The organism is Shewanella mangrovi (assembly GCF_000753795.1).
Taxonomy (GTDB): Bacteria; Pseudomonadota; Gammaproteobacteria; order Enterobacterales; family Shewanellaceae; genus Shewanella; species Shewanella mangrovi.
Map to the genome: position 1 here is coordinate 364,259 of NZ_JPEO01000001.1, position 17,098 is coordinate 381,356.

Consider the following 17,098-nt stretch of genomic DNA (forward strand, 5'->3'; position numbering starts at 1 on the left):
CCACCGGTTTATTTTCAAAAATTTTTTAAAACTATTATTCAATTTTAGTGGTTTTTCAAGGCAAACAACATCGTTAGATTAGGGGCATATTTTCTCGCGTGATTAAGGAAACTCCATGAAAGCCATTGGTTACCAGCAAGCGCATGCGCTTGGGGCTGAAAACAGCTTAACGGATATCGAATTGCCAATGCCTAGCCCTGCAGCGCGCGATATTCTGGTGCAGGTGAGTGCGATTTCTGTTAATCCGGTTGATACCAAAATTCGCACCAATGTCAGTGCTGACGCAGGTGGCTATAAGGTACTGGGGTGGGACGCTGTAGGAACTGTTACTGCCGTCGGCAGTGAGGTGAGTTTGTTTAAGGTCGGTGATCGTGTCTGGTATGCCGGCGATTTAACTCGTCCCGGCAGTAATGCGGAATATCAATTAGTTGATGAGCGTATTGCCGCCTTGGCGCCCACCAGTCTCAGCGATGCCGAAGCTGCAGCCTTGCCGCTGACAACCCTCACAGCATGGGAGTTGTTGTATGACCGTCTTGCGCTTACTGATGATGAATCGGCGAAAACGCTGCTGGTCGTCGGCGCTGCTGGTGGTGTTGGTTCAATTCTGGTGCAGTTAGCCAAACGCATTAGCAATATAACTGTGGTGGCGACCGCTGGCCGTGAAGCGTCTAAACAGTGGTTGCTAGAATTAGGTGTCGACCATGTGATTGACCACCATCAGGATTTTATTCCGCAACTGCAAGCGCTCGGCATTGATGGCGTGCACTATGTGGCGTCGCTGAATAACACCGATGAACATATTCAGCGCATTGTAGATGCGCTCAGACCGCAGGGGAAGTTGGCGCTTATTGATGACCCACAAGTGTTTGATATTAAGTTATTGAAGCGTAAAAGCTTATCCTTGCACTGGGAGTTTATGTACACCCGTTCGATGTTCGGCACCGAAGATATGCAGCGCCAACATGAGATCCTCGCCGCCACCGCTAAGCTAGTCGATGATGGGCAGATCCGCACCACCGTGGCTGAGCAATTTGGCAGCATCAATGCGGCGAATATTCTCAAAGCGCATCAGTTGCTTGAGTCGCATCAGGCGCGTGGAAAGATTGTGTTAAACGGTTTTTAAGCAGACCGCAACTTGCTTTACTCTTATATAAATTCCAACAAGCAAAAAGGGGCTGTTTAGCCCCTTTTTTATGTCCGCAATTCTCCGCAATTACGGTTGGAATTGTTGCACGCTGTTATCTGCTGGCGCAGCTTCCTGCTCGGCAGCAGGCGCTTGTGGCGGATTGGCGATATGATCGTCCAAGTTATCCTGCAGCATCTCACGATATTCGTTAGCAAACCACTGTAGTGCGCTGTCTCGCTCGGCGGCTAAATCAGAAGACTTAATCGCTGCTTCAAAGGCATTGTAACGCGCTGCGGCAAAGCGCAATGCGGTACCTACTTTACCGACATCTTGCTCTGACTGGCTTAACTCATTGGCAAGCGCAATAAATTGATCGGCCAGTTCAAAAATAGTGGTGTCTTTATTGGCGTCTGTCATACGTCCGCTCTCTTGTGTTGTTATAAAAAAACCGTGCAATTCTAAAGCAAAGCGCGCAATTCTAAAGCAAAGCGCGCAACTTCTCAGCAGATATTTTAGCGAATACTTATGCCGCTTATAACTTACCTGTGGCGTATTGGGCTTCGCCCATGCCGAAACTCCAATCTTCACGTTCATTGCTGAAGAAGGAGATCATTAAATCTTCGCCACGGATACCACATTGTTCGTTTAATTCGGCGGCGAGACGTTGCATAAACAGATGCTTTTGTTCTTGAGGACGAGGGCTAGTAAATACTCGCAGTACCGTCGTTTGGCGTGAACGCTCGAAGCCGAGTCCGGTATCTTCAATCACCATCAAACCTGCTTTGTGTTCATTGACGATCTGATAGCGATCGCGTTCTGGTACCTGAAACACTTCCAGTACGACCTGATGGGCGCAATCGAGCATTCTGCGCAGGTCACTGACATTTTGCCCCTCAACTACATCAAATACTAACAATGGCATCTTGTTTTTCCCCGTTACTTAAAAAGGCATTGTACGGCTCACATTCATGAGATGCACGCCCTCAGCGCAGTTATTCTGGACTTGTGTCATACGCCGCGCATCTCTAAGCTACTGCTAACCGAATGATCGCTTGGACAATTTATCATCATGCAACAATGGGCTGACTTTATTGCACAGCAACAACAGCAAGCTTACTTTCAGCAGTTAAGCGAGTTTGTGGCACACGAGCGTGCCAGTGGCAAAGCTATCTATCCTCCTGAAAACGAGGTCTTTAGCGCCTTTGATTTAACACCGTTGGAGAAGGTGCGAGTAGTGCTTATCGGCCAAGATCCTTACCACGGCCCAGATCAAGCGCACGGCCTGTGTTTCTCGGTAAAACCCGGCATCAAAGCACCGCCATCGTTAGCTAACATGTATAAAGAACTGGCGACCGATATTGATGGCTTTGAGATCCCCAATCACGGTTTTTTGGAAAGTTGGGCCAAGCAGGGCGTACTGATGCTCAATACTGTGTTGACGGTCGAGCAGGGCAAAGCTCATTCCCACGCTAAAGCGGGATGGGAGACCTTTACAGATGAAGTGATCGATCTGCTGAATCAGCACCAGACACCGAAGATTTTTGTGCTGTGGGGCGGCCATGCGCAGAAAAAAGGTAAGCGTTTGGACGGCCAACGTCATCGCATCATTAGTGGCCCGCATCCATCACCATTGTCGGCCTATCGTGGCTTCTTTGGTTGCGGTCATTTTTCTGAAATCAACCGCCAGTTGGTGGCATGGGGCCAAGCGCCTATCGACTGGCAACCACAACTACCGTAAGCAACCCAGCACAAGGAACCGAGCATGGCCGCGATATTGATTACAGGGATTGGTAAACGTTTAGGCTTTGCCCTCGCGCAAGCGCTATTAGCGCAAGGCGAGCAGGTGATCGGCACCTATCGCAGTGACTACCCGCAGTTACAGGCATTACGTGATAACGGCGCTGAGTTGCATCAACTCGATCTGTTAGATGACGCGGCGTTGCAGCAGTTTATCGCCAATATACAACAGCGCCACAGTGCGCTGCGCGCCATCGTGCATAACGCTTCTGATTGGTTATCGGAAAAGTCGGCGCAACCGGCGGCGGTATTTGATGCCATGCTCGGCATTCATGCACGGGTGCCGTATCTGCTGAATCTCGCGTTGGCGCCACTGTTGCAACAAGGCGATACCGCCAGTTCGGACATCATCCATGTCACTGACTACGTGGCGCAAAAAGGTAGTGCTAAGCATTTGGCTTACGCCGCCAGTAAAGCGGCGCTGGAAAACCTGACTCAATCGTTTGCTGCTAAGCTGGCGCCGCAAGTGAAAGTGAACAGCATCGCCCCGGCGCTGATGTTGTTTAACGAGCACGATGATGCGCAATATCGCGCCAAAACGCTCACCAAAGCGTTACTGCCAAAAGAGGGCGGTGAGCAGGAGTTTATCGACGCGGTAAATTATCTGCTCGGCAGTGGTTACATCACCGGCCAGTGTCTGCATCTTGATGGTGGCCGAGCATTAAAATGATAGGGCGGTGCCGCCGCCAAGAGTGAGCGGAGCATGACGGCAGCACCTAATAAATCGATGTTAGCGGCGCTTATTGATATACATTACGCTGCGTCGGAATATCGCTGCGGTATTCCACAAATTCCACTTCAAAACCGGCTGGATCTAAGTAATACACGTTGCGCCGAGGGCCGCTTTCATCGCCCGGTTTCGCCACCTTGTGACCTGCTTGCTGCATCCGTTCAATCAAGGCCGCAAGGTTATCGGTGACAAAAGCAAAGTGCGCCAGTCCGATTTGATGACCGCTGAGATCGCGGTTGCTGCCTTCACCGTCGTCATTGAGGGTGAGATATTGATAGTCGTCACCCAAGTGCAACCATTGGCGCGACTTGCCATACCACATCTGCTCGCCACCACCACGCACGCGCCAGTGCGGAAAAGCCGCTTGGTAAAACTGCATCGCGGCGGGAATATCGTTCACCACTAGATTTAAATGTTCCAAATAGACCATGGCGTGCTCCTTGATTACATGCCGTAGAGATATTCTTGTTGTTTGGGATAGGGCGTGCCGATGTGAGCGCTGCGGATTGGCGCTAGCGCCTGTGAATATTGCGCCAGCATATGCAGGCTGTAGTGGATGCGTTCGCGCAGTTGCTGGTCGTGTCTATTGTCAATCTCCGCTTGCAGCATCTGCTTAACGTTACGAATGATCAGATGATCAGGAATCGCCACTAACTTGTTATTTTTGAGCGCGTTCATACGCAGCTCGCTGATGGGATACGCGCCGCTAATGCCACCCACCACCGCCACCAACAATGCTGGTTTATGCGCGGTTTGTTGCTTGTCGCACATCAGCAGAAAGTTCTTCAGCAGCGGTGAGGCCATACCGCCCCACTCCGGCGTTAACAACACCAACGCATCGGCCGCTTGTACCAGTGAATCGATGCGAGGCCACTGCGCACCACGGTGGTCATCTTCGCCGTCCCAAAAAGGTAAATCTTGTTGGCAAAGTTCCAACAAATCGATGTGTTCAAAACCATGTTGTTGTGCATTTTCAGCAAGATAGCTTGCCACTCGTTGCGTTTGTGACGGGCTCCTTTGGCTGGCGCTAACAATCAATAATCTCATTTTATAAACATTTTTGTTTATTAATTTTTTTTGTAAGGTAATCGCTTTATTTATTCTTGTAAATATAAAATAAACAAAAAACTTTATTTAATCTGTGGTCACGGCATAATGGCGTGGTGGAGGAAAGATGAAAACTGCAGATAAAATCGTCAATATTCTTAAGGTTAACGGGCCGCAGACCGCCAAAATGCTGGCCGATATGTTGCAACTCACCAGCATGGGTGTACGCCAGCACCTGCAAGCCTTAGAGCAACAGCAACTGGTGACGGTAGAAGACCGTATTGAAGGCCGTGGGCGCCCGACGCGCTATTGGCTGTTAGCCGAGGCGAGCCAATCACTGTTTGCTGATCGCCACGATGAGCTAAGCGTGCAACTGATCGAATCGGTCAAAACCGTATTTGGCGATAGTGGCATGGAGCAGTTGATCCAACATCGCGAGCAACGACAACAGCAGCTGTACGCCAACGCAATTGCGCCGCATCAGGGGCTGGCCGCGCAGTTAGATGCGTTAGCACAACAGCGCACTGCGGAAGGCTACATGGCGACCATTAGCCAAGAGGATGGCGTGTATTTTCTACTCGAAAACCACTGCCCGATCTGTAGTGCCGCCAGTCATTGCCTGAATTTTTGTCGCTCCGAATTGCAGTTGTTTCAAACGCTGTTAAAGCCGCTTGCCCGTGTCGAGCGGGAGGAACATATTCTGGATGGCTCACGTCGCTGTGCTTATCGCATTACTCCGCATACGGCGACTACTCATGAACAGTAAACGCGGTCGCATCGACCGCTTTTTAGCGAGTCGATTACAAATCCCCAGCCGCCAAGCGCAGCAACTGATCCGCCAAGGTGAGGTGCTGCTCAATGGCGCCGCTGTCACGCAGGTGAATATCATCATCAACGAATTCACCCGCATTGAATGCCAAGGCCAGTTACTACAAGCGCTTGCACCTGCCTATTGGATGTTGCACAAACCGGCGGGCGTGGTGAGTGCTACTAGCGATGCTGAGCAGCAAACCGTCATGAGTTTGTTGCCAGAGATAGCGCAAACACAGCAACTGCACATTGCGGGCCGGCTGGATAAATACACCACCGGCCTATTGCTACTGACCAATGACTCGCGCTGGAGTGAGGCGATTGCCCAGCCATCGGCCAGCAAGCGCAAACATTATCGGGTGACCTTGCAAAACCCGCTGACAGACGACTACGTTAGCGCCTTTCGTGACGGCTTTTATTTTGAGTTTGAGAACATCACTACGGCGCCCGCTGAGCTAACGATTGTCTCCGACTATATCGCCGATGTGGTGCTTACCGAAGGCAAGTATCACCAGATCAAACGCATGTTTGGCCGCTTTCGTAATCCGGTAGTGGCACTGCATCGTTATCAGATTGGGCAAATTGTATTGGATGATAATCTCGCGCTTGGTGAGGCGCGTGAATTGCGCGCTGATGAGATTGCTTCCGTAGTTATTTGATTGGATTCATACGGCCTTTTGAGCTGAGGGTAGCGCTACGGGGCGTTCAGGTGATAGCATTTTCAGCGCTCATTGTTAAGGTTTTAATTCTGGGCACTATTTTTCGCTCTAACTCTAATAGCGGACATAGATAAACCGCATTGCATAAGTAATATGTGGAGTAAGAGGATGACAGCAATATTTAGGATGAATACCACATGAATAAGAGATATATCGCAGTTGCCATTGGGCTAATGTCTGTCTACGGATGTGCATCATCAGGTGACGGTCTGCGGGAGCTCAGCTATGAAGAGGCTTCAACCTTCGAACGCGCATTGCTGAGCTTGCCAACTAGTCAAAAGCCAGCCGAATTTGTTTACACCCAGCCAGTTAACAAAACCGAACCTTGTAAACTGCCGTCCAGCAAAGCACAGCAAAAGCGGCCGCATTTTCGGGCATACTGGGATGGCGAATGTAAAAATGGCTTCGCCTATGGGCTTGGTCGAGATATTTCAATTTCTGATACCCACCATCTTGAAGAAATTACCTTTCACAACGGCACTGGCGATAACCGCCTTCAACCCAAAGTTCTTTATGATTTCGTCAATAAATTTGTTCTATACAGCGTCGGTGGGGAAAAGTGGCCAGCGTCTTCGTACATTAGAGAAAGTTATCGTGATGGATATGACGGATTCATCGTTGTGCAAACAATGACTGCCGTCGATGAAAAAGGCCAAGTCTCAGTATTGGAGATGTCACCGTTTAATACCACACGATTCTATTACGCCACTAATGTAGATAATTCCATTATATACGCCGTAACTGACAACACCGCAACACCTGTGATTAATCCGAACGCGCCGGTTTATACGTTAGAAATTATGGAACCGAATAGTAAGACTAGGGGCGGCGTTGCTGTGGCTGGGTTTAGTAATGGTCTTGTACGGCAGTATCGTATTGAAAATGGTCAAAATGTGGAACTTGTGAAACTGCCTGTTGAATACACTAATCACCTTAATACTATTTACCAGAAGGTCAGAACTGATCTGGGGCAAGTGACGCAACATCTGCAAAGCGCGCAGCAAATAGAGCGTGAGTATTTGTATAAGGCCTGTAATGGCAACAGCGCAATAAAGGGGCTGAAGCAGCGAGAGTATACCAAAGTGTGTACTTGGCGAGATCAGTTCAAAAAACCTTATGCCGAGGCTTCTCTTCGCTTTCAACAGCGGCTGAAAAATATGCAAGCGCAAGCTGCTAACGTAGAACAACAGCGGCTTATACAGCAGCAAATAGCCATGCAACAGCAAATCGTTCAGCAGCAACAGAATCAGCAAATATGGAATCAGATCAACCAAACGAGCCAACAGCTGCAGCAAAACAATCAGCGCATGCTGCAAAGCATTAATAGCTGGCAGGCGCCACAAGTGCAACCGATAGCAACGCCTTCCCGAAATATTGCGGTTTGCCACACGGTAGGCAGTATTGTGATGTGTAATTAAGCTGAACTCTACTCGGACGTCACATTTCTCAGCGGTGGTTTTTATAGCCACCGTTTTTTGTTTTTGTCGAAATTTTAAGCCAATCTCGTTAAGCTCAACACTAAGAAAGGAATCTCTAATCAACGAGTTGGGTATGCTAAAAGAGTCAGTATGGTATGTGCTGTTGGGTGTTGCTTTGTTGGCGGGTTGCACCGCGTCACCAATGCCGCTTGCCGAAAATACATCGGTCGCAGTAAAGGTGCCGGCACAAGTCGGGGTTCGGCCATACTATCTTGTCGATGACTTGGATGCTGGTGCACTAAAGGACAAGCTGGCGCAATGCGCTGCCGGGCCATTTTATCGCAGTAACTTTGTTATCTCCCATCGCGGTGCACCTTTACTGTTTCCCGAGCACACGAAAGAGGGCTATTTGGCGGGCGCGCGAATGGGCGCTGGCACGCTGGAATGCGATGTCACCTTTACCAAAGATAAAGCGCTAGTGTGCCGCCACAGTCAATGCGATCTGGCCAATACCACCGATATCCTGCTTCATGACGATATTGCCAAACAATGTCGCCAACCTTTTTCTCCCGCCAATGCAGCCACTGGCGCTGATGCCAGTGTGCAATGCTGCACCTCAGACATCACCTTAGCCCAGTTTAAACAGCTCAAAGGTAAGATGGATGGTTTTAATCCCAAGGCCAGTACGCCCGCCGAATATCTCAATGGCACGCCACACTGGCGCAGCGATTTATACGCCCAAACTGGGACCTTGATGACGCTCGATGAATCGATTGCGTTGTTTAAATCGCTGGGCGTAAAGCAAACGCCAGAGCTAAAAGCGCCGATGGTCGCTATGCCGTTTGCAGGTATGACCCAACAGCAATACGCGCAAAAATTGATTGATAGTTACCGCGCCGCCGGCATCAGTGCAGATGAGGTGTTAGCGCAGTCATTTTCGTTGGCCGACGTGCGTTACTGGATTGAACATACTCCCGCCTTTGGTAAGCAGGCGATATTCCTCGATGAGGGCGAAAACAGTGCGAACTTCGATCCGATGCAACCCAGCAGTTGGAAGTGGAGCATGGCGCAATTGAAACAGCAAGGTGTCACTACGATTGCCCCAGCGATATGGATGTTGCTGACGCTTGATGCCAATGGCGAAATAGTACCATCTCGCTATGCGCTTGAAGCAAAGCGGGCAGGATTGCGGATTATCGCTTGGAGTTTTGAACGTTCCGGGCCGCTGGCTAATGGCGGCGGTTGGTATTACCAAAGCATTAACGCTGCTATTCACAAAGATGGTGACATGCTTAAGGTGTTGGATGTATTGGCAAAACAAGTAGGCGTCAGCGCCATATTTAGCGATTGGCCAGGCAGCGTGACCTATTATGCCAATTGCATGGGACTATAACTGGCAGAATCCCGAGCGAAACTATGAATAACTGTTACAATAGCGCCGTTTCATGCTTTCCTTTCCGTTTGATTGTGCATCAGGATCTATTTTGACTTCATCAACTGCTACTGACTTTAGCGCGCTGCCGCTGAAAAAATCACTTATTGCCACTGTGGCCGACCTAGGTTTCGCCCATATGACGCCCATCCAAGCGCAAAGCTTGCCAGCAATACTTGATGGTCGCGATGTGTTAGCTCAAGCGAAAACAGGCTCTGGTAAAACCTGTGCCTTTGGCTTGGGCATTTTGCAGTTGTTGGATGTGAAAAAATTCCGCGTGCAATCTTTGGTGTTATGCCCAACCCGTGAACTGGCTGACCAAGTAGCCAGCGAACTGCGCAAGTTTGCTCGTGGCATTCACAACATTAAGATTTTAACGCTGTGTGGCGGCACGCCGATTGGTCCACAAATAGGGTCGCTGGAGCATGGTGCGCACATTATTGTTGGCACACCTGGTCGGGTATTGGAGCATCTGGAGCAACGTCGACTGTTTTTAGACGATGTAAACCAGTTTGTAATGGATGAAGCCGATCGCATGTTGGAGATGGGCTTTACCGAAGCGCTGGATCAAATCCGTGCATTCTTACCGCGTAAACGGCAAAACCTGCTGTTTAGTGCGACCTTTCCCGCCTCAATTCTGGCGTTAGCGAAAGAAACGCTGCAGCAACCGGTGGAAGTGAAAGTGGCTGAAAGCGCCACTAATGCCAATATTCAGCAAACTTTTTATCGCATTAGCAATATCGAAGGCCGCCGCCAAGGTGTGTATCAACTGTTGTTGAAGCAGCGCCCTGAAAGTGCGGTGGTGTTCTGTAACACCAAGCAAGAAACCCAAGATGTGGCCGATTTCTTGGCTGACAAAGGTTTCGATGCGGTAGCGCTGCATGGCGATCTGGATCAGCGCGAACGCGATCGTGCACTGGTGGCGTTTGCCTTGAAAAGTGCCGTGGTTATGGTGGCCACTGATGTTGCCGCGCGTGGGTTAGATATTGATGCGCTCGACTTGGTGATCAACTACCAACTGGCGTTTGAGCAAGAAGCGCACGTACACCGCATTGGTCGTACAGGCCGTGCGGGCGCTAAAGGCGTGGCGCTGAGTTTAGTGGCTCCAAACGATGATATGCGTTTAGCACTGCTGGAAGATCGCTACGGCACATTGCAATTTGATGAATTGCCAGAGGTCACTAATACGGCACCGCTGCTGGCGAATATGAGCTGCATTCGTATCGAAGGTGGTAAAAAGCATAAATTGCGCCCCGGTGACATTCTCGGGGCGTTAACGGCAGGCAATGACATTAACGGTAGTGATGTCGGTAAAATTCAAGTCAACGATATCTGGGCTTATGTGGCGGTACGCCGTGAGCTAGGTAAACAAGCGGCCAAGAAACTGAGCAACGGCAAGCTCAAAGGGAAGTCGTTCCGTGCTTGGGTGATGGGACGTTAAACACGGCTGTTAAAATTTGTTACTTAGTTTCAATGTGTTGTTTGGCTTTTGTTTTGCGTTAGTGAAATAAAGCGTATACGGTATTCAAAAAAAGGACGGCGCCAAGCCGTCCGCTAACAAAAACATCGCAATACCAAATTGAGGCAATCCATGAAACTCCATCCCTTAACGCTGGCGCTGCTGGCGGCCAGTGTTGTGCCAGCTGTATTCGCGGCGGCTCCCTCCGATAAAGTCACGCCAATGACACCTGATGGTGTCGCTAGTTATAACAATATTCGCGCTGAGGCGGATTTTGTTAAGCGTGAAGTGATGATCCCCATGCGTGATGGCACCAAGTTGTACACCATCATGCTGATGAAAAAGGGCACCAAGAACGCGCCGATTTTGCTAAGTCGCACCCCCTACAATGCGGCAGCCAGTGCTATTCGCAGTAACAGCCAACACATTAGCCAGTTAGTGCCGATTATGGATGTCGATTATGTCGAAGATAACTATATTCGCGTCTATCAAGATTTGCGCGGCGTGCATAAATCAGAAGGCGAGTTTATCGGTAACCGACCGTTAACCGGCCCGCTGAATAGCACCGGCATTGATGAATCGACCGATGCTTACGACACCATCGATTGGCTGGTGAAAAACGTGCCGGAAACCAACGGCAATGTGGGCATTATTGGTTCTTCCTATTTGGGCTTTACCACGCTGATGGCAGAGATTAATCCGCATCCAGCGCTAAAAGCGGCTGCACCGCAAAGCCCGATGGTTGATGGCTGGATGGGGGATGATTGGTTCCACAACGGCGCCTTTCGTAATGCGGTGATCAACTACTCAGTGGTGCAAAGCACCGCTAAAGCTGAAAGCGAAGGTACAGCTACCGGCCCACAAGATGATTACAGCCGCTTTTTAGAAGCGGGATCTACCGGCGATTACCTAAAAAAATGGGGCTTTGAACATTATCCGATGCTGCGCAAAATGACAGAAAACCCGGCGTATACCGAGTTTTGGTCACTGCAAGCGGTGGATAAAATTCTGGCGAAGCAGCCACTCAAAGTACCGACCATGCTGATTGTTGGTCAATGGGACCAAGAGGATTCCTACGGCGCGCCCGCGGTATATAAAGCGATTGAGCCAAAAGATAAAAATAACGACATGGTGTCGTTAGTGATTGGCCCATGGCGTCACTCTGGCGTGAATCACTACGGCTACAAACTCGGCGCGCTGACCTTTACTGGTGATACCGCCAAAGAGTTTCGCGTCAAATATATGAAGCCGTTTTTCGACCATCATCTCAAAGGCACACCAGATCCAAAAACACCACCAGTGTTGACCTATGCCACGGGGGAGAATAAGTGGAATGTGTCCTCCAAATGGCCGATGGGGACGCCGAAGAAACTGTATGTGAACGACAACATGGGGCTGTCGTTCAAGCCAGATAGCAATGCCAAAGCGCACGATGATTATGTCGCCGATCCTGCCAAGCCGGTGCCGTTTGTACCGCGGCCGATTAACCTCAATGATTCAGCGCAGTGGCGCCCTTGGTTAGTACATGATCAGCGTTTTGCTTCAAGTCGCCCTGACGTATTGGTGTACACCAGCGAGGTGCTGGAAAAACCGGTACACATCATGGGCGCGCCGTTGGTGAACTTGTTTGCATCTACCACCGGCACCGACGCCGATTGGGTGGTCAAGCTGATTGATGTTTATCCTAATACTACCTCAGAAGGCTATTCGCAAGGCTATGTCGGCCAAGAGATGACTGGCTTTGAACTGGCGGTGGGTATTGAAGCCTTCCGTGGTCGCTACGTGCATGGTTTTGCCACGCCAGCGCCGTTAACGCCGGGTAAAGTGGAGCATTACCAGTTTGCATTGCCGAACGTGGATCATGTATTCCAGCCGGGGCATAAGTTGATGATCCAAGTGCAATCAAGCCTGTTCCCATTGTACGACCGTAACCCGCAAACTTATGTGGACAATATCTTTTGGGCCAAGCCGCAGGATTATCAAAAGGCTACCATGAGCGTATTCCACAGTTCCAACATTGAACTACCTATCGTTAAGTAACTGATAGTTAGATGAATAAGGCAAAGTGTCACGCCATGTAACACTTTGCCTTTTGCTGCTACCGCCGCATCGGAGTAGTGTGGAACGGGCCGCTGTAAACGGCACATATAACAACGATAAAAATCATCTCGAAAACAGATAGAGGCAAGTAATGAAAATTCATCCACTGATGCTTGCATTAGCGGCTAGTAGCATGCTGCCAGCTGCATTTGCGGCAGACAAAGTCACGCCGATGACGCCAGATGGTGTTGCCAGCTATAACAAAATTCGTCCTGAAGCGGATTACATCAAACGGGTTGAAATGGTACCTATGCGTGACGGTACCAAACTTTACACCGTGATTCTGATGAAAAAGGGCACCAAGAATGCGCCCATTTTGCTGAGTCGCACGCCCTATGATGCCAAAGGTAGTACCGCGCGTACTTCCAGCCAGCATATTGAAGAGCTGGTGGATGCGATGGACATCGAATATGTGCAAGACAACTACATTCGTGTCTATCAGGATATTCGCGGCCTGCACAATTCTGAAGGCGACTATGTGACTAACCGTCCTGTGGTTGGCCCGCTGAACAACACGGGTATTGATGAAGCGACCGATGCTTACGACACCATTGATTGGTTGGTGAAAAACGTCGCCGAAAGCAATGGCAAAGTGGGCATTGTTGGCTCATCTTATCTCGGTTTTACTAGCTTGATGGCGGAGATTAATCCACATCCGGCGCTGAAAGCCGCTGCGCCGCAAAGCCCGATGGTGGATGGTTGGATGGGCGATGACTGGTTCCATAACGGTGCGTTTCGTAATGTGAATATTGGTTACACCATTGGTCAAAGCACCGCCAAGGCTGAAGGTTGGGACATCGCCACCGAGCCAATGGATGACTACAGCCGCTTTTTGGAAGCGGGTTCTACGGGTGATTACATCAAGAAATGGGGTTATGAGAACTATCCCTTCATTCGCAAATTGACCGAAAACCCAGCTTATACCGATTTCTGGTCGTTGCAGGCGGTCGATAAAATCCTCGCCAAAGAGCCACTGAAAGTGCCGACCATGCTGATTGTCGGTCAGTGGGACCAAGAGGATTCTTACGGCGCGCCAGCGGTGTATAAAGCGATTGAGCCGAAAGATAAATACAATGACAAAGTGTCATTGGTGATTGGCCCATGGCGTCACTCTGGCGTGAATCACTACGGCTACAAACTCGGGGCGCTGACCTTTACTGGTGATACCGCTAAAGAGTTCCGCGTCAAATACATGAAGCCGTTTTTCGACCATTATTTGAAAGGCGCACCGGATCCGCATACGCCACCCGTACTGACCTACGCGACTGGTGTAAATAAGTGGAATGAATCGCCGAAATGGCCAATGGGCGAAGGCAAGAAAATCTACCTGAGTGATAACTTTGGCCTGTCATTCGATGCACCCAAAGCCAAGCAAGCATTTGATGATTATGTGTCGGATCCGGCGAAACCGGTGCCGTTTATTCCTCGTCCTATCAATATGGATGACTCCAGCCAATGGAAGCCGTGGTTAGTGCACGATCAGCGCTTTGCTTCGAGCCGCCCAGACGTATTGGTGTACAGCACCGATGTGTTGGATAAACCGGTCCACATTATGGGCGCGCCGCTGGTGAACCTATTTGCGTCGACTTCTGGTAGCGATGGCGATTGGGTAGTGAAGTTGGTGGATGTGTATCCCAACACCACCTCTGAAGGCCACTCGCAAGGTTATGTTGGCCAAGAGATGACCGGCTTTGAGCTGCCGCTGGGGATTGAGATCTTCCGTGGTCGCTACGTGCATGGTTTTGATAAACCTGCCGCGTTAACGCCAAATAAAGTGGAACATTATCAGTTTGAGTTGCCGAACGTAGATCACGTGTTCCTGCCGGGGCATAAGATTATGGTGCAGGTGCAATCAAGCCTGTTCCCGCTATATGACCGTAACCCACAAACCTACGTGGATAACATCTTTTGGGCGAAACCGCAGGACTATAAAAAGGCCACCATCAAGGTGCATCACGATGCCAAAGCGCCGTCGAACATCGTACTGCCGATTGCCAAATAGTTTATTGGTGTAAGCCATAGTAGGATATACATCACCAAGGCCGGGTTAGTGTCATACTAACCCGGCCTTTTGTTTGACTGTGAGTTCGCGATAGACGGCTTCTAAGATGGACTTTTGATATCAGCGCCGGAATTGATGACAAGCATAGTGCTGTTGTACGCCACTAATGTGAGTGGCCATAGCTGAACTCGCTGGACGCCTATGCGCCTGCTGGGCCAAGCTCGCCAGTCACTGGACTATTTCACATGTTGGTCAAGATAGACACGCTCTACACTTTATATACTGTAATCGAGTCCATGTTTATGACGGGTTTTTACCTGATACATATGGCTATCAGCTTGTTTTAGCAGGTCTTTGATGGACGTCTGGCTGCCGTCATAGATGGCGTAACCCACACTGAGCGATGGTTTCACCTGATGCTCGCCCCATGACATAGTGTGCGCTTCGGTCATTTGTTTCACTTTGCTGGCGACCACTTCAATGCGGGTGTCTTTTCGCACATTCTGCAACACAATCACAAATTCATCGCCGCCGATGCGCGCCACCATGTCATCGCTGCGCACGGCGTTACTTAGCTGTTTTGCCACGTGTTTAAGTAGCTCGTCTCCCGCTTCATGCCCGAGTTCATCATTGACATGCTTAAAGCCGTTCAGATCGATATTAAGGATGGCAAACGTTTGGTCACTGTCGTTTTTTTCAAACAGGCGTTGCAGCAATCCCATCACTGAACGTCGATTAGGTAGAGAGGTCAACTCGTCCTGCATGGAAGCAGTGTGTACTATTAAATAGTTGCGATACAGCAACAGCAATACGATATAGACCAGCACAGATACGGTGGCGCCCATTGCACGAATACTGGCCTTGGTCATCTGTACGTGCTCAGCATCATTGATATCGTAGTGAGCTGCTAAATGCCATTCACCGTTTGGCAGTTTGACCTTCATTTCAACATCGGGATTGGCGAAAATATTGGGATCACCATAAAACACCTTGCCCTGAGGATTGGCGATATCGAATTTGCTAAGACTGACGTGAGCACCATCAATATTGACGATGCCGCTTTGCTCCAAGAGTTTTTGAAAATCCATTACCACACTGACGCCACCCCAGTAGCGGGTATTTTTAGGATAATCGGCAAAGATAGGAAAGCGCGCGATAATGGCTTGCCCACCTTGCACTAATTCCAATGGACCGGCGATATATACTCCCTGGATTTGCCGTGCTAACTCCACCGTGCGTAATTGCTCTGGTCGCGTACGAAAATCAAAGCCGATGGCTTTTTCGTTACCTTTCAAAGGGTAGGTGTGAGAGATGATATTGTTAGGGGCAATGCCCACATTACGCACAAAGTGTGCTTTGCTCAGTAACTTGGCGCCGATGGCATTCCAGTTATCAGTGGCAAATTTGGGGTCGATGGTCACTACTGTTGCTAAACTATCGGCTAAGTAGGTATCCATAAAAATGGCGGATTCAAGATGGGAGCGTACTAAAGACAGGCGATCCTTCACCACATCTTGCTCTGCTGAAAGTTGCCGTTGGGCGTAAGTTTGCGTGACAAACTCTGTGATAATAACAGACAGCACCAAGTAGATGGCCGATAGCAACCATAGCATTGATTTCTGTTTAAAACCCAAGCCTAAATTCACACGAATACCCGCTTTTCCCTGTCGGTAATACATCATGTTGTTGTTTTCTTAGCTTAGCAGCTCAGGTTAATTATCTGAATAGAAAAACATTCCTGAGATTAGATTAATCCATTCGTCGTTGTGTATTGCGACAGGCAACTCTTACAGCCCCATCAGTAAAAATTTCCGTTGTGCGCGGTTGTTGTTTGAGTTTTTGTCGATTAACTTTTAAAAATCTTTATTTTTATCAATTGGTTGTATTTCTTTGTGACATTGGCATCACTCTCGCATTAATTAAACCACCGCAAAATTCCGCTGACTTTAAAAAATGCACTAGGAGTGCAGAAGCAGCGAAAGGCTTTCAAGGAGGTTGCGATGTTAGGCTGGACACTCGTTTTTCTGATTATAGCGTTGATTGCAGGTTTGCTCGGTTTCGGTGGCATTGCTGGTGCTGCGACCGGCATCGCTAAAATCATTTTCTTTGTTTTCGTGGTGCTGTTGCTGCTTTCGCTGGTGTCGCGCGCACTCAGAGGTCGCCCACCTAAAGCGTAAAACAACGCTCGTTTGATTTGAGAAAATTCGAAATATCACAAGGAGTTCAACGATGAAAAAAGTACTTATGTTAGTCATCATTGTCGGTGCGGCTATTCTAATCAGTGTGTCTTTGATTGGCGCAGAAGATAACACTACCGCAGAGGATATCGGTGAAAAAATTGATAACACCATGACTGATGCGGGCAATGCTATCGAAGATAAATGTGAAGCGCTGAAGGAACAAACCGGCGCTAAAGATACTGATTGCTAACAACGTGTCGCCACTTCTAAAAAGGCGA

General features: G+C 49.2%; 17 protein-coding genes. 12 read left to right on the forward strand and 5 right to left on the reverse strand.

Features of this window, described 5'->3' with window-relative positions; translation table 11 throughout:
• Positions 1 to 115 precede the first annotated feature (115 nt).
• Positions 116 to 1,123, forward strand: a complete 1,008-nt coding sequence (locus HR45_RS01465; protein WP_037438976.1) for a zinc-binding alcohol dehydrogenase family protein — start codon at positions 116 to 118, stop codon at positions 1,121 to 1,123.
• 90 nt (positions 1,124 to 1,213) lie between these two features.
• On the opposite strand, the gene HR45_RS01470 is transcribed toward HR45_RS01465, so the two are convergent.
• Positions 1,214 to 1,543: a DUF3144 domain-containing protein gene (locus HR45_RS01470; protein ID WP_037438979.1), complete on the reverse strand. Its 330-nt coding sequence runs from the start codon at positions 1,541 to 1,543 to the stop codon at positions 1,214 to 1,216.
• 115 nt (positions 1,544 to 1,658) lie between these two features.
• Positions 1,659 to 2,048: a tautomerase family protein gene (locus HR45_RS01475; protein ID WP_037438981.1), complete on the reverse strand. Its 390-nt coding sequence runs from the start codon at positions 2,046 to 2,048 to the stop codon at positions 1,659 to 1,661.
• A 147-nt stretch (positions 2,049 to 2,195) separates the two neighbouring features.
• Here HR45_RS01475 and ung point away from each other — a divergent pair, with 147 nt between their 5' ends.
• Both ung and folM read left to right on the forward strand, forming a co-directional pair.
• Entirely contained in the window at positions 2,196 to 2,864 is a 669-nt protein-coding gene (gene ung, locus HR45_RS01480; protein WP_037438983.1) for a uracil-DNA glycosylase, read from the forward strand.
• A gap of 24 nt (positions 2,865 to 2,888) precedes the next feature.
• Positions 2,889 to 3,593 (forward strand): dihydromonapterin reductase, encoded by a 705-nt coding sequence (gene folM / locus HR45_RS01485; RefSeq protein ID WP_037438985.1) that lies wholly within the window; start codon positions 2,889 to 2,891, stop codon positions 3,591 to 3,593.
• A 70-nt stretch (positions 3,594 to 3,663) separates the two neighbouring features.
• Here folM and HR45_RS01490 read toward each other — a convergent pair whose 3' ends face one another.
• Both HR45_RS01490 and HR45_RS01495 read right to left on the reverse strand, forming a co-directional pair.
• Complete coding sequence (locus tag HR45_RS01490) at positions 3,664 to 4,083, reverse strand: VOC family protein (protein WP_037438987.1); 420 nt, start codon at positions 4,081 to 4,083, stop codon at positions 3,664 to 3,666.
• A gap of 14 nt (positions 4,084 to 4,097) precedes the next feature.
• Positions 4,098 to 4,700, reverse strand: coding sequence for an NADPH-dependent FMN reductase (locus HR45_RS01495; protein WP_037438988.1), 603 nt, complete (start codon positions 4,698 to 4,700; stop codon positions 4,098 to 4,100).
• Positions 4,701 to 4,827: 127 nt separating this feature from the next.
• On the opposite strand from HR45_RS01495, the gene HR45_RS01500 reads away from it, so the two are divergent.
• The 7 genes from HR45_RS01500 (at position 4,828) to HR45_RS01530 (ending at position 14,640) form a co-directional block, all read left to right on the forward strand.
• Positions 4,828 to 5,466, forward strand: coding sequence for a helix-turn-helix transcriptional regulator (locus tag HR45_RS01500; RefSeq protein ID WP_037438990.1), 639 nt, complete (start codon positions 4,828 to 4,830; stop codon positions 5,464 to 5,466).
• Complete coding sequence (locus HR45_RS01505) at positions 5,456 to 6,169, forward strand: 16S rRNA pseudouridine(516) synthase (RefSeq protein WP_037438992.1); 714 nt, start codon at positions 5,456 to 5,458, stop codon at positions 6,167 to 6,169. Before HR45_RS01500 ends, HR45_RS01505 begins: the two co-directional genes overlap by 11 nt.
• Before the next feature lie 197 nt (positions 6,170 to 6,366).
• Positions 6,367 to 7,647: a hypothetical protein gene (locus tag HR45_RS01510; RefSeq protein ID WP_037438994.1), complete on the forward strand. Its 1,281-nt coding sequence runs from the start codon at positions 6,367 to 6,369 to the stop codon at positions 7,645 to 7,647.
• Between the two features lie 133 nt (positions 7,648 to 7,780).
• Positions 7,781 to 9,040 carry a glycerophosphodiester phosphodiesterase family protein gene (locus tag HR45_RS01515; protein ID WP_037438996.1) on the forward strand — a complete coding sequence of 420 codons (1,260 nt, stop codon included), beginning with the start codon at positions 7,781 to 7,783 and terminating at the stop codon, positions 9,038 to 9,040.
• Between the two features lie 52 nt (positions 9,041 to 9,092).
• Positions 9,093 to 10,520 (forward strand): ATP-dependent RNA helicase DbpA, encoded by a 1,428-nt coding sequence (dbpA, locus tag HR45_RS01520; RefSeq protein ID WP_081933351.1) that lies wholly within the window; start codon positions 9,093 to 9,095, stop codon positions 10,518 to 10,520.
• 150 nt (positions 10,521 to 10,670) lie between these two features.
• Positions 10,671 to 12,578, forward strand: coding sequence for a CocE/NonD family hydrolase (locus HR45_RS01525; RefSeq protein ID WP_037439000.1), 1,908 nt, complete (start codon positions 10,671 to 10,673; stop codon positions 12,576 to 12,578).
• A 151-nt stretch (positions 12,579 to 12,729) separates the two neighbouring features.
• Positions 12,730 to 14,640 (forward strand): CocE/NonD family hydrolase, encoded by a 1,911-nt coding sequence (locus HR45_RS01530; protein ID WP_206537873.1) that lies wholly within the window; start codon positions 12,730 to 12,732, stop codon positions 14,638 to 14,640.
• 275 nt (positions 14,641 to 14,915) lie between these two features.
• On the opposite strand, the gene HR45_RS01535 is transcribed toward HR45_RS01530, so the two are convergent.
• Positions 14,916 to 16,322, reverse strand: a complete 1,407-nt coding sequence (locus HR45_RS01535) for a diguanylate cyclase (protein WP_052074407.1) — start codon at positions 16,320 to 16,322, stop codon at positions 14,916 to 14,918.
• Positions 16,323 to 16,640: 318 nt separating this feature from the next.
• Between HR45_RS01535 and HR45_RS19200 the strand changes: the two genes are divergently transcribed.
• A complete protein-coding gene (locus HR45_RS19200; RefSeq protein WP_037439002.1) occupies positions 16,641 to 16,817 on the forward strand; it encodes a DUF1328 domain-containing protein in 177 nt (58 codons plus the stop codon).
• 52 nt (positions 16,818 to 16,869) lie between these two features.
• The gene (locus HR45_RS01545) at positions 16,870 to 17,070 is read left to right on the forward strand and encodes a hypothetical protein (RefSeq protein WP_241461034.1); all 201 of its coding nucleotides are present in this window, start codon (positions 16,870 to 16,872) and stop codon (positions 17,068 to 17,070) included.
• The last annotated feature ends 28 nt before the right edge of the window (positions 17,071 to 17,098 follow it).